Below are 19417 nucleotides of genomic sequence, written 5' to 3'. Positions count from 1 at the left end.
GTTAATTTAATTCAGCTTAAAAATATACTTTTCTTATCTTGGATGCATGATAGATGAGAAGCTTTTAGGGTATTTAGAAGAATTTATATCCGAAAAAAGAATGAAAAGGTTTACCGATATTTTAAATCATAGAACCAATTTTATAACTGTTGCCATAGAAGATGTTTTTCAAATGCATAATACTAGTGCGGTAATACGTAGTTGTGAATCTTTTGGTATACAGCAAGCACATTTAATTGAAGGTAAATATGGTCAGCGTTTAGATGAAGAAATTGCTATGGGCGCTCAAAAATGGGTAGATGTTAAAAGATATAAGAGCTCAAAAGAGGTGGTTAATATTTTAAGAAATAAAGGATATAAAATTGTTGCGACTAGTCCACATGCCGATAGTTCATTATTACAAGATTATGAATTAGACGGAAAAATGGCATTGTTTTTCGGTACTGAAAATAAGGGTTTAAGCGACTATGTACTTAAGAATTCTGATGCATCTTTAAAAATACCCATGGTAGGTTTTACTGAGAGTTTGAATATTTCTGTATCTGCAGCTATCATATTACAACAATTAACCACAAAATTGAAGGCTTCTGGTTTTGATTGGCGATTGACTCCAGAAGAAATGTTGGAGAAGCGTTTAGATTGGACTAAAAAATCTATAAAAAGTATTGATGATATACTTGAAAGATATCATTCAAATAATTAATTTTTACTTAACTTGTTAGTGAATAACTAATTGGATAACAGATGTATTACGTATTAATAATTATCGGTGTAATATTAGTATTACTAATTATTCTATCCTTAATTGCTCCTAAAAGTTATCATGTTTTTAGAAGTATTGAATTAGACCAGCCTACAGATAAAGTTTGGAATCATCTTAAATACTTAAAAAAACAACAAGAATGGTCGCCATGGGCTAGGAAAGACCCGAATATGGACCAAAAATTTACTGGCATAGATGGTGAGGTTGGTGCAGTAAGTTATTGGAATGGTAATAAAGATGTAGGTGAGGGCGAGCAAGAAATAACCAAAGTAATCGACGGTAAGCGAATTGAACAGGATTTACGATTTTTAAAACCATATAAATCTCAATCTGATTGTTATATGGATCTCGAAGAATTAGAGGGTAATAGGAGTAAGGTTACATGGGGATTTACTGGGAACAATAAATTTCCTATGAGTATTATGATGTTGTTCATGAGTATGGATAAAATGGTGGGTAAAGATTTTGAACAAGGATTAAAAAATTTAAAAAGCAATTTAAATAGTCAAGTATGATTGCATGGTTTGAAGTTCCGGTAATTGAGATGGAAAGAGCTAAAATATTCTACGAAACCATCTTTGACGTATCCATATCAGTAAATGAATTTGGAGGTTTTAAAATGGGATGGTTTCCTGATAAAAATAAACCAGGGGAAGCTAATGGTTCTTTGGTACAGCATGAAAACTATGTTCCCAGTTTAAAGAAAGGTGTTCTAATTTATTTCTCATGTGAAGATGTGTCGGAAGTTTTAAACAAGGTGGAAGAAGCTGGCGGACAAGTACTACAATATAAAACAGAAATTGGCGAAGGACATGGTTTTATGGGTATATTGAAAGATACAGAAGGCAACAGAATTGCCCTTCATTCTAATGCTTAACAATTTTATATAAAAAGTTTATTGAATTAGTTCTAATAAAACGATATCAAAATCATTTTCAAGAACAACCTTACCATTGGTTACTACTGACTCAGTTTCAGAATAACTATCATATAATTTTGTGCCATCGCCAAAAATACCTTTTACAGAAATTGATTTTTTGCCTTTTGGTAAGTCAAGTCCAATAACAACCTTGTCGATAAACTCATCTTTACTAAAATATCTACTAAATACATATGGAATTTTAGTAATTCTTTTATGTATTCCGGCACCGATGGCTGGGTGATTGTTTCTAAAGGTCCCAATTTTCTGCCAGTGATTTAAAATTTCTTTTGTTTGATTTAGACTATCGAGCTCGTTCCAATTCATAAAAGACCTCAAGGTAGCATCACCTTCGGTACCTTCAATGGTAAGATCTCTGGCTGTTTCATCCCCATAATATATCTGAGAGGCTCCAGGAGTCAATAAAAGAACATTTGCCGCTCTTTTTGGGTTTGTTCTTTCTTGGTCGAAAGGCTGGCCATCATCATGCGATGTAAGGTAGTTTAAAACGCTTTTGTCTTTTAGAGTGGTGTGTAAAAGTTTACTGTACTTAGAGAAAATTGATTCATAGTCCTTTTCAGCATCTGTTTTTAATTCGAAGTTGATTAGGCTTTTGAAACCGTTAGCAAAATAATCTACTTTTTTATCTCCAAAATCATATTCTCGACCCCCAGAAATTCCGTAATTATATACTTCGCCGACCATGTAAAATGGGAGCGTGTCTAAAACCTTATCGGCGTTTTTCTTTTTCCATAGGTCAAAAGCTGCTGAAGATTCTTTATACAATTCGGCCCATGCATTTTCATTGGCATGTTTAACCGTGTCAACTCTAAAACCATCAACACCATATTTGTTAATGTAATCGGTAAGCCATTTCATAATATAAAATCTGGGAGCTCTTGGGTGGCCAGTTCTATCAAAGAATAAATCTAGTTCATCTAACTCCTCACTTAATCTTCCCTCAGCTTTCCATTTGGCAAGGAGAGCATCGGGTAAATTTACAATAGAATCAGACTCGGTTAATATATCTGGTAGATTGGCTACAAGGGTACATTCTGTGGTATTCTCGTATGAGGTAAACTCACAAGTAGGGGAGGTGCGCACCCAATCTTCTGGCCAAACAGGGTCTTTTTCGGTAACCGGACCGGTGTGGTTCAAAACAACATCTAGCAAAACACGAATACCATTTTCATGTGCAGTTTTGACTAAAATTTCTAAATCTTTGTTTGTGCCAAAATTTGGGTCTAAGGCTGTCCAATCCTTTGCCCAATAACCATGGTAGGCATAGGTATTGCCTGTACCTTCATCAGTAGCACCGTGAACTTGTTCTATAACAGGAGTGAACCAAATTGCATTTACGCCAAGGTCAGTAAAATATCCAACTTTAATTTTTTCAGTAATACCCTGAATATCACCACCCATAAACCCACGAAGTTTTCCGGTTGCTTCATCACGTTCAAAGTTTAAATCGTTTTCTGGATTACCGTTATTAAAACGGTCTGTAAGTAGAAAATATACAGTAGCGGCTTCCCACTGAAAATTTGGGTTCTTTTTTGCTACTACAACAGTATCGGCAACCGATGCCATTGTTTTGGCCTTGTCTTTTGTAATCGGTTGACAAGAAGCCAACAGAAAAGTAGATAGAGCTAAAAAGAATAAATTTTTCATTTCCTTATTATTTGCCCTAAAGCTATAACATGGAATTGAATCTAAAAAATATTATCTTTTTCTATTCAAAACTTTATACTCTTCATAACAGCTACTAATGGCATCTAAAATTTGAAGGTCATTAGCTGTGGTAATAAACGATCTGGAGTAGTTACAATTGTTGAGAATATCTTGAATGTCAACTTTTTCTAACTGAAGAAATTCGGTTAGTGTTTCACGATCAAATTTAGAGGCCAATAAATTACGAATTTCATCATCTTCTCTCATTTGTCTTAGCTTACGCATTTGCGCGGGTTTCTTACCAAAGAGGTTCCGCAGTAAATCTGCGGGGTTAAGAATAGCGCCCAACACCTTTGTAACGGCACTAGGGTTTTTATTGCCACCCTCATAACTAACACCTAAACCAGAAATACTATATTGATAAGCATTGTTTATAGGTAGATTTTTGACATCTATTTCTAGATACCCAGTAAGTTGATAAGGTCTTACAATAACTTCTTCTAAGGCATACGCTAGTTCAGTTAAAGCTATTTCTGTATTCTCAAATTTAAACATGTCATTTGTAATCCTTATTTTTTGAGATTTGAAACCAAGAAAAGAAAAGTATAGCGTGTCATTGACTGCTGCTGCAATTGAAAACTCTCCTTTTTCATTAGTAATTGTTCCAAAAACTTGGTTTAAGTTAACTACGTGAACACTTTCTAATGGCGATTCGGTCTGTGCATTTACGACTACCGCTTTTATGCGTTGAACATCATCTGAATCTTGTGAGAAACTAATAAGGGAAAAGAAAATAAATAATGCTATAAAAATATATTTCATGTTGCTATCGCCACGTTTAAGGATACAAACAAAATAAAAAAAATACGCCGAAGCGTATTTTTAATATACAATTAACTAAAAGAAATCTCCCTTTCTTTTAGTGCTACGTCTTTTTCCAGAGTTAGGACTGCTAGATTCACTTCGAGCTCGGCTTCTTCCTTTTGATTCTCGATCTCCATCTTTTCTTCCTCTACCACCACGATCATCATCTCTTCTGCCGCTTCTTTTTCCTTTGAAGCCAGCGCCGCCGCCACTACTTCTGCGATTACCGCCTCCGCCACCACCAGGGTTTTTGGAAACTTCTACATTTACAAATCGTCCGTCAACTTTAAACTCGGTAAATTTGTCAAGAATTTGTTGGGTAGATTCAGATTCAGTATTAAAAAATGAAAAGCTTTCTTTTACATCAACTTTAAAAACATCTTCTTGACCTAGGCCAACTGTATCTCTAATGAAGTCTTTTAGGGACATCCAATCATAACCATCTTTTTCACCAACGTTTATGAAGTAACGAACAGCACCACTAGTTGGTGTTTCGCCACCTCTTCTGCCATCACTTCTATCTCCATCGCCATCTCTATCTCTACCGCTACTAGATGAATTTAAATCTTTAGACTTGTTATAATAGTTAGAGAATCTTGTGAATTCTACCGATACAATTTTTTTAATCAGTTCTTCGCGGTCAATTCCTTGAAGAACATCATTGATTGCAGGTAAATAATTCTCTACATCGGCATTGATTTTTGTATCCTTAATTTTGTTTGCCAAATGATACAATTGAATCTCACAGATTTCCATTCCCGTAGGAATTTGTTTAGCGATAAACTTCTGATTGATTTTGTTTTCAATAGCTTTAATCTTACGTTGTTCACTACGTGTGATTATTACCATAGAGATACCTGACTTACCAGCTCTACCTGTTCTACCGCTACGGTGCGTGTAGGTTTCAATTTCATCAGGTAATTGGTAATTGATTACGTGAGTAATATCATCAACATCAATACCACGTGCCGCTACATCTGTAGCAACAAGCATTTGAATCTGTCTCTTGCGAAAAGAATTCATTACCAAATCACGTTGGTTTTGACTTAGATCCCCATGTAAGGCTCCAGCGTTGTAGCCATCCTCAATTAAATTTTCGGCAACTTTCTGTGTATCACGTTTTGTTCTACAGAAAATAACTGAAAATATATCTGGATTGGTATCTGCTAATCTTTTTAAAGCAGGATAACGATCTCTACCGCCAACAACATAATATTCATGTTGTACGGTTGAAGCGCCAGAATTTTTTGCTCCCACAGTAATCTCTTGTGGAGAGTGCATGAATTTCTTTGCTATTACAGAAACTTCTTTGGGCATTGTTGCAGAAAACAACCATGTAGATTTTTCATTGGGTGTATTGGAAAGAATATCTTTAATATCCTCCATAAAGCCCATATTTAGCATTTCATCTGCCTCATCAAGAATACAGTAATCGATCTTGGAAATATCCACAAGACGTCTACTGATCATATCTTTCATTCTACCAGGTGTGGCAACAATAATTTGTGCACCCTTTTTAATCTGTCTTGCTTGGTCTGTAATACTAGCACCACCGTATATGGCAACTACATTAATATTACGTTCGTATTTAGAATACGCCTGCATTTCTTTAGTAATCTGTAAGCATAGCTCACGTGTAGGAGAAAGAATTAATCCCTGTGTGGTTCTGCTATTGCTATCTATTTTTTGAATTAGTGGAAAACCAAATGCTGCGGTTTTTCCTGTTCCGGTTTGCGCTAAGGCGACCAAATCTGTTTCGCTTTCCAATAAGATTGGAATAGCTTTTTCTTGTACTTCTGAAGGGGTTTCAAAACCCAAATCAGCAACAGCATCTAATAAGGACTTTTGGAGTCCAAGTGCTTCAAACTTTATCATAATATGTTATTCTAAATCGCAAATATGAATGTTACATAGAGCGATTATCGAACATAACCTATTAGACTCAGCGTAACACATGCTATACCAGCGGCGTTAATTAATTTGCAAAGGTACTACTAATTATTGAACTGACGTAATTAATAGAGAAGTTATATTATGGAGCCAAGAAATAACCATATATAGAAAGAAAGGTGCCTGTTATGCCAAAGATGATCATTAGTACGATTAAGCTTTTTTGAAGAATAGGGTTATCATAAATAATTATACAGACAGCCCCTAGCACGATGCAAATTTGAAAGAAAAGCATGCCGTAATCAAATTTTTTAGTAGCATAGTCGTAAGTTGCAGCCAGTTGTTGCCATTCCTTAACACCTACAATTTCGCCCATTTCTCCTTCTAGGTCCTGCACCCAGTTTTCTTCACCTACTTGAGCCGAGCCAATTAGAATTTCTATTTTTTCAGCGCCATATTTTTCTATTTGTTGTTCTACAGAATTTATTTTCTGCTTTATAACTGGTGAATTTTCATCTGGTATAATGCCGCTATTAATTAACGCACTTAAATAATTAAGTTCACTTTCTTTTAAACTTTCTTTGATACTTTTAGCTTGATACCAGTTAGAATAACTTACTACATTGTTGTGCGCAATCATCATTTCCTCCTCTAATTCTCCGTTCACCATTTGTGATATGGCCATTAGTGCGGCAAATAGTGCAATAAGTACTCCGCCTATAGCTTCAGCTCTTTCTGATGCTACCGATACTTCTACGGTTTCTCTGTTATTTTTGTCCTGTAACATTAATGTTATTTAAATATGCAATCAATTTTTTAAAAGCCTGACCACGATGGCTAATATCGTTTTTTACGGATAACGGTAATTGTGCAAATGTTTCATTATAGCCATTTGGCACGAAAATGGGGTCGTAGCCAAAACCATTTTTACCTTTTTTATCTTCGATGATTTCGCCATCTATTATTCCCTCAAATATATGTGTTTCGCCGTTTAGGTTTAATGCGATTACAGTTTTAAAATGAGCTGATCTATCATTTTTACCTATTAAGTTGCTTAATAGTTTCGTCATGTTGGCTTGTGAGTCGTTCTGCGGGCCAGCATAACGTGCAGAGTATATACCAGGTTCACCATTGAGTGAGTTTACTAGTAGTCCGGTATCATCGGCAAAACATGGAAGTTTGTGATTTTTAGTTACATAATCAGCTTTTATTTTGGCATTGCCTTCTAGGGTTTTTGCTGTTTCTGGTATTTCTTCTGTACACCCTATGGTATCTAAACTAACCAGTTCTATGAATTCGGGTACTAGTTGTTGAATTTCTTTTAATTTATTAGAATTGTGTGTAGCGAATACAAGCTTCATGTTCTTAATTTGGGAACTGGTTTATTGAATTTTGAATATCAAAAGTAGTAATTTTATAAAATGGAACTAAAATTACCACCTGCTTTGGTGTTTTTGCTTTTCGGATTGAGCATGTATGTATTAGCAACATTTTTACCTTTTGGCTTTTTTGATTTTTTTGGTCGTTTGCTACTTTCTAAGGTTTTATTGGGCTTAGCTGCTTTAGTTGGGTTGCTGGCTCTTTTTCAATTTTATAAAGCAAAGACTACGGTAGACCCCACCAAACCCGACAAAGCTTCTAATCTGGTGATTAATGGAGTGTTTAAATTTTCTCGAAACCCAATGTATTTAGCCATGCTTCTTGTTTTATTGGGGTTGGGTATTGTTTTAGGCAATGCTTTTAATATGTTGATTGCAGCGGCATTTGTTGGGTATATGAATCGTTTTCAGATAATACCCGAAGAACGTGTTCTTTTGGATAAATTTGGACGTTCATATAAAGAATATTGTACGTTAACTAGACGTTGGTTTTGAGAATATGAATCCTATATCTGTATATTAACATTAAAGCTAATATTTCAAAATATTATGTAATTTGCTTATAATTGAATATATTAGCTTTTTAATTAATAATCATGATAGCAATTATTACAGGAGATATAATCAATTCTGAAAATCATCCAAGTTCTCAATGGATGGATTTATTGAAGAGATACTTCAATCAATTTGGTGCATCACCCATGAATTGGGAAATTTATCGTGGCGACGAATTTCAATTAAAGGTTACAGAGAAGAATGCATTGTTTACGGCGATTCGTATTAAGGCGATGTTAAAAGCTATAAAAGGGTTAGATGTAAGAATGGGTATCGGTATAGGTTTAGAGACCTATATCGGTACAGGGGTTACAGAATCAAACGGACCAGCATACCAACGCTCAGGGCGAAACTTTGAATCACTTAAAGAGAGTAAAGTTAATCTTAGCATTGCCACAGGAATAGATGAAAAAGACCGCACACTTAATTTAATTCTACAATTGGCATTAGATTTTATGGACGCTTGGAGTGTAGTGTCTGCTGAAATAGTTACCCTGGTTTTAGACCACCCGACATACTCACAAAAGGAAATTGCTCAAAAATTAGGGATTAAACAGTCAGCTGTCAGTCAACGACTAAAAAGAGCAAGGTTAGATTTGGTTTTAGATGTACTGTCTTATTATGAAGAGGTGATAATAGATAATTAATATGTTGATATTCATAAAATTAATTTTAGGTCACTTAATAGGTGATTTTATACTTCAGCCAATAAAATGGGTGATTCATAAAGAATCGCATAGGGTTACGTCAAAATACTTGTACTTCCATGTGCTGCTGCATTTTGCGATATATATGCTTCTTTTGTGGGATTTGTCTTTGTGGAAAATAGCACTAGTAATTTCTATAGGTCATTTTTTTATCGACCTACTAAAACTGTATACTAATTCATTTTTCAAGAATAAGAGCATTCCTTTTTTTATCGATCAAGGCTTACATATAGCACTTATCTATTGCTGTGTTTTTTATGCTAATTTATATGAGCATACGCTAACACTCTTTCAAAATTTAGATTGGTCTTTAATAACTGCCATTGTTTTTGTTACCTACCCAGCAGCAATTATAATGGGTAAGATTCTTGAAGGAATGTCCAATCAAATAGAAACAGATCATAAATCATTACCAAATGCAGGTAAATATATTGGGATAATAGAAAGACTGTTTGTGCTTATATTTATAGTAATTGGTAGGTGGGAAGTAATCGGACTTTTGATAGCTGCAAAATCAGTTTTTAGGTTTAATGACTTAAAAGAACGAAACAATAGAAAGCTTACTGAATATATTCTAATTGGTACCTTGGTCAGTTTCGGATTAGCAATTTTAGCGGGACTTCTTTATATTTCATAATCTATTAAACATGAAAAAAAAGTACCTTTTATTCAGTATTTTACTTTGTTTATGTACCTATGTAGGTATCTCGCAGGCTAAAACATTTAAGTCTTTCGATGGTGTAAATATTGTTTATAATGATGAGGGGTCAGGTGAACCGATAGTATTGCTTCATGGTTTTATAAATTCAAGAAAATCATGGGATAACACCCAATTAAAAAAAGATTTACTTGATAAAGGATATCGAGTTATTGTGCCAGATTTAAGGGGTAACGGCGATTCAGGCAAGCCACAAGAAAATAAGGCCTATAAGAAAGATGCAGAAGTTAAAGATTTAAAATTACTACTAGACCATTTGAATATTCAACATTATAAAGCAGTAGGGTATTCTAGAGGGAGTATTGTATTGGCCAAATTACTAACTAAAGATAAGCGAATAGATAAAGCTGTTTTAGGGGGTATGGGAATAGATTTTACTAATCCAAAATGGGATAGAAGAATTATGTTTGCAAAAGCCTTTGATGGTCAAGTGAATGAAATAACCAAAGGTGCGGTAGACTATGCTACATCGATTAATGCAGATATGAGGTCATTGCATTTACAGCAAAAATATCAACCCGTAACATCTAAAAAAGAAATGTCAAAAATAACGATTGATGTTATGGTGATTTGTGGTGATGAGGATGCTGATAATGGGAACGCAAAAGAATTGAGTGATGCTTTTACGAATGGTATAGTAGTTAGAGTACCTGGGGATCATAATGGAACATATAAAACAGAAGGCTTTTCTGAGCAGGTGCTTAAATTTTTAGAGTAAAACCATGACTTTTAATTATTTTACATCATAACCAATCATTTTTGTTTTATTTACGAGATAACATTTATCAGGATAAATTAAATTTTTACTTTTGCTTCTTATTTTAATTTCAAGAATATTTATCTAAAACGAAAGTGTAGAAATGGTCGAAGTGAGTAGAAAATACGTTTTTGATTTTGATAGTACATTAACTAGGGTAGAGGGCTTAGATGTGCTTGCAGAAATGACTTTGCAAGGAAGGTCTGATAAAGATGAGATTATTAAGGAAATACAAAAAATTACTAATCTAGGCATAGACGGTGATATTTCCTTTACGGAGTCATTAGAGCGCAGAATTAAATTATTACACGCAACAAAAGGTGATTTAGAAGGTCTAGTTAAAGAACTTCGTAGTAAAATATCGAAGTCTATAGAATCTAATAAAGAGTTCTTTCAAAAGTATGCCGATGATATTTATGTAATATCCTGTGGTTTTAAAGAGTTTATTGATCCTATAGTAAAAGAGTATAATATACCTTCTGATCGTGTGTATGCAAATACATTTAAATTCGACGAAGAAGGGAATATCATCGGTTTCGATGAAAACAATGTACTATCTCAGCATAATGGCAAAATTGATTGTCTTAGGCAAATGAATTTGGATGGAGAAGTTCAAGTTATAGGAGATGGGTACAGTGATTATGTAATGCGCGAGGCAGGTATAGCCCACAAGTTTTTTGCTTATACCGAAAACGTGCATAGAGAAAAAGCCGCTAATAATGCGGATTATGTTACACCAAGTTTAGATGAATTTTTATTTGTGAACAAGTTGCCAAGAAATATCTCGTACCCGAAAAATAGGATTAAGGTTCTACTATTAGAAAATGTGCACACAGCTGCATTTGAAAATCTTTCTGAAGATGGATTTTCTGTAGAATTAATTAAACATAGCTTATCTGAAGAAGAGCTAATTGAAAAAATAAAGGGCGTACATGTTCTAGGTATCCGTTCGAAAACACAAGTAACCAAAACTGTATTGGATGCCGCCGATAAACTCTTGGTGGTAGGTGCTTTTTGCATAGGTACTACCCAGATTGATTTAGAGAATGCTAAGAAAAATGGGGTTGTAGTTTTTAATGCGCCATATAGTAATACGCGATCTGTCGTAGAATTGGCAATAGGTGAGATTATAATGCTAATGAGAAGTGTATTTGACCGTAGTAGGGAGATTCATGAGGGACAATGGCAAAAAACAGCAGTTGGGTCAAGAGAAGTACGTGGTAAGAATCTAGGTATCGTTGGTTATGGTAATATAGGTAAGCAATTATCTGTATTGGCAGAAGCTATGGGTATGCGTGTATATTATTATGATGTCGATGATAAGTTGGCACTCGGTAATGCCGTAAAATGTAATACGCTTGAAGATTTATTAAATGTTTCTGATGTTGTAACCTTGCATATAGATGATAATAAGGTTAATAAAAACTTCATAGGAGAACGTGAGATAAAACAGATGAAGAAAGGCGCAATGCTAATAAATCTTTCAAGAGGTTTTGTAGTAGATATCGATGCACTTGCAGAAGGTTTGAAAAACGGACATATTGGTGGTGCAGCTGTTGATGTATATCCTGATGAGCCCGCAAGTAATGGAGGTTTTCAAACAAAATTACAAGGATTTCCTAATGTGATATTAACTCCGCATGTTGGTGGTAGTACAGAAGAAGCACAACGTGATATTGCCGATTTTGTTCCAAATAAAATAATGGATTATATCAATTCGGGTAATACAGTTGATGCAGTTAATTTCCCAAACATTCGTTTGCCTAAGCAAAACAAATCACACCGTTTTCTACATATTCATAAGAATGTTCCTGGTATAATGGCTAAAATCAATAAGGTATTGGCAGAGTACGAGTTAAATATTTCCAGTCAATATCTTTCTACCGATAATGAAGTTGGTTATGTAATAACCGATTTAGACAAAGAGTACAATAAAGATGTTCTAAAAGCGCTTAAGAAGGTAGAGAATACCATTAAGTTCAGAGTTTTGTACTAGAAGCTAGACTGTATTTAAAGATTTATTAGAGTTTTATAAAAATTAGTAGGTTAATTACATAGTTATTAGACTGGTGCAATTAGCCTATTCACCATTGTTTAAGTCGTAATCACAACATTTGTTTAAATACGGTATTGTATTATTGTACTTTTAATTTTTGTAGGAAATATCTTTAAAAATGTTAAGAAAGTTTTTTGAAAAATTAAAAAAGAAGAAGAGTTTTAATAACTATTACCTGTTAGTTTTTACGGTGATTGTATTGACTATAGCAATACAATCTATAATTCAATTTTCCTTAGCAGAACAAAGACGCGATGCATTAAGAATTAATGTTGCCGGTAGACAACGTATGTTGTCTCAAATGATCGTTAAAAATTTATATCAGTGTAGGTATTCTACTTGCGACTATGGTAAAATGCGTTTGGCATTAACTAAATTGTCTAGTACAAATGAATCTTTACAGAAAGGGAATGATGCTATAGGTTTAGAACCCTTGGAAGATGAAAATGTCCAAATCAACTTTGATAAACTGCAGCCACATTTAAATTATATTTTAGATAATTTAGATAACTTTAATAAGTTAGAAGAAGTTTCGATAGCAGACTTGTCGGCCGAGGTAGATCAATTCTTATCGATTATGGATATAGTTGTTTCTCAGTTTCAAAAATCATCGGAAAAGAAAATAAAAGCATTAATGATTATTGAGTTAGAACTTGCTGTTTTTTCATTGGTTATTCTTGTTTTAGAGATATTCTTCTTTATTAACCCTTCCATAAAAAAAATATCTAGTCAGAATAAAAAGCTAAAGGAGATATCATGGCATCAAACCCATGCTTTCAGATCTCACATGAAAAATATTAAAAACTTTCATCATGTTTTAGGTATAGAGAAAAATATGGAACATAAAGAAGAGCTAATAATTTTTTTAATGGAAGAGCTTAAAGATTTAGAGGATGTGTCAAATAACATGGTAAAATCTTTAGAAAAAGAACAGTAGTATCAATTATAGCCTGTTTTTTGTCTATTTCTAATTATGATGATAAGGTTCGTTTTTCAAAATGGTATAAGCTCTATAAATTTGTTCAGTAATGAATAAGCGCACCATTTGATGTGAAAAAGTCATTTTTGAAAGACTGATTTTCCCTGATGCTTTAGCATATACATCATTACTAAAACCATAAGGTCCGCCAATTAAGAAGACCAATTGTTTTATTCCTGAATTCATTTTCTTCTGAAGATAATGCGAAAATTCAACAGAAGTATATTGTTTCCCTTTTTCATCAAAAAGAATTAAAACATCTGAAGCAGTTAGTTTCTTAAGAATAAGTTCGCCTTCCTTTTCCTTTTGCTGTTCTTCAGATAGATTCTTGGTTTTCTTTAAATCAGGAATAAGCTCAATTTCAAAATTGATATAATGTTGTAATCTTTTTTGATAAACGTCAATAAGTTCTAGCAGTTGAGAACTATCGGTTTTGCCAATGGCTAAAAGTTTTATAGTCATATTTCAAAAGTAAATCAATTTCGCAAATGGAGTTGTAATTTAGCAATACAATAGATTTTAATATATATGATTTCAGAAAAACAATTTAAGGAAGAAATTACATTAATAATTGCAAATGCCATTCGTGAAGATGTTGGTGATGGTGATCATAGCTCCTTGGCTTGTATACCAGATACAGCTGTTGGTAAAGCAAAACTATTGGTAAAAGATGAGGGTATAATTGCTGGGGTTGATTTTGCCGAGTTGGTATTTTATTTTGTTGATCCCACCTTAAAAATAGACGTTCTTATAAAAGATGGGTCACCTGTCAGTCACGGAGATATCGTTTTTTATGTAGAGGGGAGTTCTCAAAGTATATTGAAAGCTGAACGTTTGGTGCTTAATGCAATGCAGCGCATGAGTGCAATTGCTACGAAAACGAATATGTTCGTTAATTTACTGGAAGGTACCGGAACAAAAATTTTAGATACGCGAAAAACTACACCAGGTATTCGTGCTTTAGAAAAATGGGCCGTAAAAATTGGTGGAGGAGAAAACCACAGGTTTGCTCTTTATGATATGATAATGCTAAAAGACAATCACATTGACTTTGCCGGCGGTATAACAAAAGCAATTGACAAGACTAGAAATTACTTAAAAGAAACTGGTAGAGATCTTAAGATTATTGTTGAGGCAAGAAATTTAGAAGAAATAAAAGAAATTTTAGAATCTGAAGGAGTATACCGTATTTTAATTGATAATTTCGATTATAAGGACACGAAGGAAGCTGTTAAGCTAATAGGTGATAAATGTCTTACAGAATCATCTGGCGGTATCAATGAAAAGACAATTAGGGAATATGCAAATTGTGGGGTGGACTATATTTCGTCTGGTGCATTAACACATTCTGTTTACAATATGGATTTGAGTTTAAAAGCGGTTTAAATGTCTTTAGAGGTCGAGGAAAAATTAGATAAGATTCCAATAATAAATTGGTTTGTCAGGTTATTGAAAAAGCTTCGATTACCTGGTTTTGAAGGCCTTTCTGTGTATGACCTGTTAGAAATGTATGTGCTGGGTATTTTAAAAGGTACACTTTCTACACGTGCCAGTGCTATTGCATTTAGTCTATTTATGGCCTTGTTTCCATTATTAATTTTTATGGTAACTTTAGTGCCATTTTTAGTATCCTATATTAGTATTGAACATGGTGATTTTGACGTGCAATTTCAATTGTTCTTAGAATCTTTTTTGCCGAGTGCTACAGGTGACTATTTCGGAGAAGTTTTTCAACAAATAAAAGACCAGAAAAGAGGTGGTTTATTATCCTCTGCATTCTTACTTTCTATATTTTTAATTGCAAACGGGGTCAATTCTATATTCGGTGGATTTGAAACTTCTTATCATATTGAGCTAACACGTCATTTTTTTAGACAGTATGTTTATGCATTGATGGTGGGTCTGATATTGGCTATATTAATTATACTTGGCTTTGTAGCTTATATATATTTTGAGTTTTATGTATTAGGATATCTATCTGAATTCGCAGCGAGACAAGGTGGTTATATTTTGGGTGAAGACGAAGTGATAGGGGTTCAGATTGCCAAAGTTCTTTTTTTTATTATTCTGTCTTACTTTACAACCGCTATTTTATATTATTCTGGCACAAGAGAGGGTAAGCAAGCCAGTTTCTTTTCTATTGGGGCATTAATGACTACTATTTTGTTTGTAATCACTTCATACCTTTTCGGAATTTACGTTGAAAAATTTGCCAGATACAATGAATTATATGGTGCTTTGGGAGGATTATTGATATTAATGGTTTACATCTGGTTAAATTCTAATATATTGCTACTTGGGTTCGAGTTGAATGCATCCCTAAATACATTAAGAAAAATCACTAAAAAAGAATGATAAATCAAACAGTTCAAATAAGTATTCTATTTTTTCTATTCATATCGTTGAGTGTTTCGGCACAATCTGTTTTTGGAAAATGGAAAACGATTGATGACCGTACCGGTTTACCTAAAGGTGTTATTGAGATTTATAAAAAAGATGGATTGATGTTTGGTAAGGTGGTTAAAATTTTAGAAGAGGGAAAGGAAGGTGTCACCTGTGTTAAATGTGATGGAGAATTGAAGGATAAACCGGTGGAAGGTATGGAGATTATTACGGCGGGCGAGAAACATCATGATGGAGAGTGGAAAGGGAAAAGATTGTTCGATCCCGAACAAGCGATGACTTTTAGATTTAAAATATGGTTAAATCCAGATAATCACAACGAATTAAAAGTAAGAGGATATTTGGCATTTATCTACAGAACCCAGACTTGGTTGCGAGTGGAAGGATAGTTATGGCAAATTTCATTAATGTAATATTACCAATTCCTCTAGAACGAAGTTTCACCTACAGTATTACTGAAGAGGAAGCAACATTACTTCAGCCAGGCATGCGTGTGGCGGTACCTTTTGGCAAATCAAAAATATATACAGGAATAGTTCATAGTGTTCATCAAAAACCTCCTGAAGCTTATGAAGCGAAGGAAATTCATGAATTACTAGATGAATATCCAATTGTAAATCCAATACAACTTAAACATTGGGAGTGGATAGCTTCTTATTATATGTGCACCTTGGGGGAGGTGGTTCGCAGTGCACTGCCCGGGGCTTTTCTATTGGAAAGTGAAACATTGGTTTTGCGGAATACAGAATACGAAGTTGTTGAAAACGAACTTTTAGATGATGAGTTTTTAGTGTATGAAGCATTACAACATCAATCTATATTAAAAGTTCAAGAGGTCTCTGCTATTGTTGAGCGTAAAAATGTGCTACCTATTCTTCAAAGGTTAATAGAGAAGAAAATCATTGTTTTAAAAGAAGAGGTTTACGAGCAGTATAGACCTAAATTAGTTCGGTATGTTAAGTTAGGGGCAGAATATGGCACGGACGAAAAATTAGAAGAACTTCTAAATTCATTGACTAGAGCTCCTAAACAAAGTCAAGTTGTGCTTACACTTTTTCAATTACAAGTTAGAAGCCAAAAACCTCTCAAAGTTTCAGAATTAGAGAAATCGAGCAATACATCTAAGGCCGTTATTAAGTCGTTGGTTGATAAAGGAATTTTAGAAGAGTATTTTATTAAAACTGACAGAGTTAATTATGATGGAGGTTCTGATAATTCTGAAACCAAAGATTTAAATGAATACCAGGTATCTGCTTTAACCGATATTAAAGCTGCTTTTAAGCAAAATAAGGTTACCCTTTTAAAAGGTGTGACATCATCAGGTAAAACCGAAGTATATGTAAAATTGATAGAGGAGATAATAGAAAAGGGTATGCAGGCTCTTTATTTGCTTCCTGAAATAGCTTTGACTACACAATTGATAAGTCGGTTACAAGAGTACTTTGGTGAAAAAATAGCCATTTATCATTCTAAATATAATGTTCAAGAACGTGTAGAAGTATGGCAAAATGTTTTACAGGCTAAACCAAAAGCGCAACTGGTCATTGGTGCCCGGTCGGCTATGTACTTACCGTTTAGTAAACTTGGTTTGGTCATTGTAGATGAAGAGCATGAAAGCTCATTCAAGCAATTTGACCCAGCTCCTAGGTATCATGCAAGAGATGCTGCTATAGTGTTAGGTAATTTGCATGGTGCCAATGTATTGTTAGGTTCAGCTACTCCAAGTGTTGAAAGTTATCATAATGCTAATACGGGTAAATACGGTTATGCTGAAATTACTAGGCGTTTCGGAAATGTTTTAATGCCTGAAATAGAATTGGTAGATATTAAGGAAGCTGCTCGCAAAAAAAGAATGAAAGGTCATTTTTCTGAGAGGCTTTTATTGGAAATGCAAGAAACACTAAGTGAAGGTGACCAAATTATATTGTTTCAGAATAGAAGAGGGTTTGCGCCATTATTAGAGTGTCTAACTTGTGGTCATACGCCGCAATGTCCCAATTGTGATGTGAGTCTAACGTATCATCAATATAGAAACCAATTACGTTGTCATTATTGTGGTCATCATACTGCAGTGCCCGAAATTTGCTTTGCTTGCGGTAGTCCCGATTTAGATACAAAAGGATTCGGTACCGAGCAAATTGAAAAAGAAGTTATAGAATTATTTCCAGAAGCAAAGGTTGGTCGAATGGATTTGGATACTACACGAGGTAAACATGGTTACGAAAAGATAATTACCGCGTTTGAACAGCAAGAACTCGATATATTGGTAGGAACACAAATGCTCACGAAAGGTCTCGATTTCAGAAATGTTAATTTGGTAGGTGTCATGAATGCAGATTCGCTTTTGAATTTTCCCGATTATCGCGCCCACGAAAGAACGTATCAACTGTTGACACAAGTATCGGGTAGGGCAGGGCGTACTAAAAAGAGAGGAAAAGTAATTATTCAAACCTATAATCCATATCATCAGATTTTAAAGCAGGTTACGACAAGTGATTATGAAGGTATGTATGCTGAACAGTTATATGAGCGAGAGCAATTTAAGTATCCACCAGTAAACAGAATTATTAAGGTTACTTTCAAACATAAAAATTATAATGTGCTAAATGAAGCTGCAGATTGGTTTGCAGGAGCATTACGTACTAATTTTGGTGGCACTGTTCTGGGGCCAGAGTATCCTCCGGTAGCACGAATTCGAAATCAGTATTTAAAACATATCGTAGTAAAAATTCAAAAAGACCAATCTTTGGCTCAAACAAAAGCTAACATTCGACGCATAGAAAAATCGTTTAAAGCAGTTTCAATGTATAGAAGTGTTAGGGTAATTTATAACGTAGACCATATATAATAAAAAAAGACCGCTAATTAGCGGTCTTTTTTGAAAGTAAAATTATATCATATATTATACGTTACTAAGCGCTTCCGCAAGTTCTGTCTTTTTGTTTCTACTTAATGGTATTGATCGACCACTAACTTCAACATTTTTACTGTTGAATTTCTCAACCTTCTCAAGGTTAATGATGTAAGATTTGTGTATTCTTAGGAATTTATCTTCTGGCAATTGCTTTTCAAAAGATTTCATTGTTGATAAGATTACGATATTAGCTTCATCAGTTACTAGTTTTATGTAGTCACCAAGTGCTTCTATCCACTTAATATCATTTAAAATAACTTTTCTTTTCTTAAGGTTGCTCTTTACAAAAATATGCTCCTCATCTTCATTGACTCGGTGTAATTGTTCGTAATTTGCAACAGCTCTTTTAACAGAGGCATCAAAACGTGCCATGGTAATCGGCTTATGTAGATAATCCGTTACATCATAGTCAAATGCTTTAAGTGCATAATCTGGTTTACCGGTAATTAAAACTACCTGAGGACTGTTTTCTAGTGACTCGAGTAGGTCGAATCCTGTGATGATTGGCATTTCAACATCAAGAAATATAAGATCTATCTCATGGTTCTTGATTCCATTTTTAGCTTCGATAGCGTTACTGTATTCTGCTACCATAGTTAAATTAGGATGATTGTTTACCAACTTTGCAACGGCCATCCTTTGCATGGATGAATCGTCAACGATGATACTTCTTAACTTCATAAGGGCTGATTTGTGGGGTTAAATCATCGACAAAGAACCGAAAAAACCTGCTGAACTGCAACAAAAGATGTGAACAATGCAGCGGTGATCGTGTATTTGGTAATGATGATATGATTAAGATTTGGTTTGTTTTTTAATGTTGTTACCATTCAATAACGAAGAAT

20 protein-coding genes are annotated in these 19417 nt (G+C 34.2%); 13 read left to right on the top strand and 7 right to left on the bottom strand.

Annotated features, from left to right (window positions below):
- The first annotated feature begins 46 nt into the window (after positions 1–46).
- Genes AAC084_RS04990 through AAC084_RS04980 form a run of 3 tightly spaced genes read left to right on the top strand, consistent with a single transcriptional unit; the run spans position 47 to position 1640 of the window.
- Positions 47–703 (top strand): RNA methyltransferase, encoded by a 657-nt coding sequence (locus tag AAC084_RS04990; RefSeq protein WP_339837734.1) that lies wholly within the window; start codon positions 47–49, stop codon positions 701–703.
- 41 nt (positions 704–744) lie between these two features.
- Positions 745–1278 (top strand): SRPBCC family protein, encoded by a 534-nt coding sequence (locus tag AAC084_RS04985; RefSeq protein ID WP_339837732.1) that lies wholly within the window; start codon positions 745–747, stop codon positions 1276–1278.
- Positions 1275–1640 (top strand): VOC family protein, encoded by a 366-nt coding sequence (locus AAC084_RS04980; protein ID WP_339837729.1) that lies wholly within the window; start codon positions 1275–1277, stop codon positions 1638–1640. The genes AAC084_RS04985 and AAC084_RS04980 overlap by 4 nt, the downstream gene beginning before the upstream one ends.
- An 18-nt stretch (positions 1641–1658) precedes the next feature.
- On the opposite strand, the gene AAC084_RS04975 is transcribed toward AAC084_RS04980, so the two are convergent.
- The 5 genes from AAC084_RS04975 to AAC084_RS04955 all read right to left on the bottom strand — a co-directional run bounded on the left by AAC084_RS04975 (position 1659) and on the right by AAC084_RS04955 (position 7465).
- On the bottom strand, positions 1659–3350 hold the full coding sequence (locus tag AAC084_RS04975; RefSeq protein WP_339837726.1) for an alpha-amylase family glycosyl hydrolase: 1692 nt from the start codon (positions 3348–3350) through the stop codon (positions 1659–1661).
- A gap of 51 nt (positions 3351–3401) precedes the next feature.
- Positions 3402–4172 (bottom strand): carboxypeptidase-like regulatory domain-containing protein, encoded by a 771-nt coding sequence (locus AAC084_RS04970; RefSeq protein WP_339837724.1) that lies wholly within the window; start codon positions 4170–4172, stop codon positions 3402–3404.
- 75 nt (positions 4173–4247) lie between these two features.
- Complete coding sequence (locus AAC084_RS04965; RefSeq protein WP_339837722.1) at positions 4248–6089, bottom strand: DEAD/DEAH box helicase; 1842 nt, start codon at positions 6087–6089, stop codon at positions 4248–4250.
- Positions 6090–6246: 157 nt separating this feature from the next.
- Positions 6247–6891 carry a DUF4337 domain-containing protein gene (locus AAC084_RS04960; protein ID WP_339837720.1) on the bottom strand — a complete coding sequence of 215 codons (645 nt, stop codon included), beginning with the start codon at positions 6889–6891 and terminating at the stop codon, positions 6247–6249.
- Positions 6872–7465, bottom strand: a complete 594-nt coding sequence (locus tag AAC084_RS04955; RefSeq protein WP_339837718.1) for a non-canonical purine NTP diphosphatase — start codon at positions 7463–7465, stop codon at positions 6872–6874. Before AAC084_RS04955 ends, AAC084_RS04960 begins: the two co-directional genes overlap by 20 nt.
- 60 nt (positions 7466–7525) lie before the next feature.
- On the opposite strand from AAC084_RS04955, the gene AAC084_RS04950 reads away from it, so the two are divergent.
- From AAC084_RS04950 to AAC084_RS04925, 6 genes are all read left to right on the top strand, one after another.
- Positions 7526–7978, top strand: a complete 453-nt coding sequence (locus AAC084_RS04950; protein WP_339837716.1) for an isoprenylcysteine carboxylmethyltransferase family protein — start codon at positions 7526–7528, stop codon at positions 7976–7978.
- 101 nt (positions 7979–8079) lie between these two features.
- Entirely contained in the window at positions 8080–8685 is a 606-nt protein-coding gene (locus tag AAC084_RS04945) for a SatD family protein (RefSeq protein WP_339837713.1), read from the top strand.
- 1 nt (position 8686) lies between these two features.
- Positions 8687–9382, top strand: coding sequence for a DUF3307 domain-containing protein (locus AAC084_RS04940; RefSeq protein WP_339837711.1), 696 nt, complete (start codon positions 8687–8689; stop codon positions 9380–9382).
- Positions 9383–9392: 10 nt separating this feature from the next.
- Entirely contained in the window at positions 9393–10181 is a 789-nt protein-coding gene (locus tag AAC084_RS04935; protein ID WP_339837708.1) for an alpha/beta fold hydrolase, read from the top strand.
- A 142-nt stretch (positions 10182–10323) separates the two neighbouring features.
- The gene (gene serA / locus AAC084_RS04930; RefSeq protein ID WP_339837705.1) at positions 10324–12216 is read left to right on the top strand and encodes a phosphoglycerate dehydrogenase; all 1893 of its coding nucleotides are present in this window, start codon (positions 10324–10326) and stop codon (positions 12214–12216) included.
- 178 nt (positions 12217–12394) lie between these two features.
- Positions 12395–13213, top strand: a complete 819-nt coding sequence (locus AAC084_RS04925; protein ID WP_339837702.1) for a type IV pili methyl-accepting chemotaxis transducer N-terminal domain-containing protein — start codon at positions 12395–12397, stop codon at positions 13211–13213.
- Between the two features lie 30 nt (positions 13214–13243).
- On the opposite strand, the gene rlmH is transcribed toward AAC084_RS04925, so the two are convergent.
- A complete protein-coding gene (gene rlmH / locus AAC084_RS04920) occupies positions 13244–13717 on the bottom strand; it encodes a 23S rRNA (pseudouridine(1915)-N(3))-methyltransferase RlmH (RefSeq protein WP_339837699.1) in 474 nt (157 codons plus the stop codon).
- Positions 13718–13783: 66 nt separating this feature from the next.
- Here rlmH and nadC point away from each other — a divergent pair, with 66 nt between their 5' ends.
- The 4 genes from nadC to priA are packed head-to-tail and all read left to right on the top strand — an operon-like array spanning position 13784 to position 18506.
- The gene (gene nadC, locus AAC084_RS04915; RefSeq protein ID WP_339837695.1) at positions 13784–14641 is read left to right on the top strand and encodes a carboxylating nicotinate-nucleotide diphosphorylase; all 858 of its coding nucleotides are present in this window, start codon (positions 13784–13786) and stop codon (positions 14639–14641) included.
- Positions 14642–15610 (top strand): YihY/virulence factor BrkB family protein, encoded by a 969-nt coding sequence (locus AAC084_RS04910; RefSeq protein WP_339837692.1) that lies wholly within the window; start codon positions 14642–14644, stop codon positions 15608–15610.
- On the top strand, positions 15607–16047 hold the full coding sequence (locus AAC084_RS04905; protein ID WP_339837689.1) for a DUF2147 domain-containing protein: 441 nt from the start codon (positions 15607–15609) through the stop codon (positions 16045–16047). The genes AAC084_RS04910 and AAC084_RS04905 overlap by 4 nt, the downstream gene beginning before the upstream one ends.
- Before the next feature lie 2 nt (positions 16048–16049).
- A complete protein-coding gene (priA, locus tag AAC084_RS04900; RefSeq protein WP_339837684.1) occupies positions 16050–18506 on the top strand; it encodes a primosomal protein N' in 2457 nt (818 codons plus the stop codon).
- A gap of 54 nt (positions 18507–18560) precedes the next feature.
- Here priA and AAC084_RS04895 read toward each other — a convergent pair whose 3' ends face one another.
- Positions 18561–19253, bottom strand: a complete 693-nt coding sequence (locus AAC084_RS04895) for a LytTR family DNA-binding domain-containing protein (protein WP_339837682.1) — start codon at positions 19251–19253, stop codon at positions 18561–18563.
- Positions 19254–19417 lie beyond the last annotated feature (164 nt).

Source organism: uncultured Maribacter sp. (genome assembly GCF_963977385.1).
Taxonomy (GTDB): Bacteria; Bacteroidota; Bacteroidia; order Flavobacteriales; family Flavobacteriaceae; genus Maribacter.
This window is presented reverse-complemented; position numbering and strand designations above follow the sequence as displayed.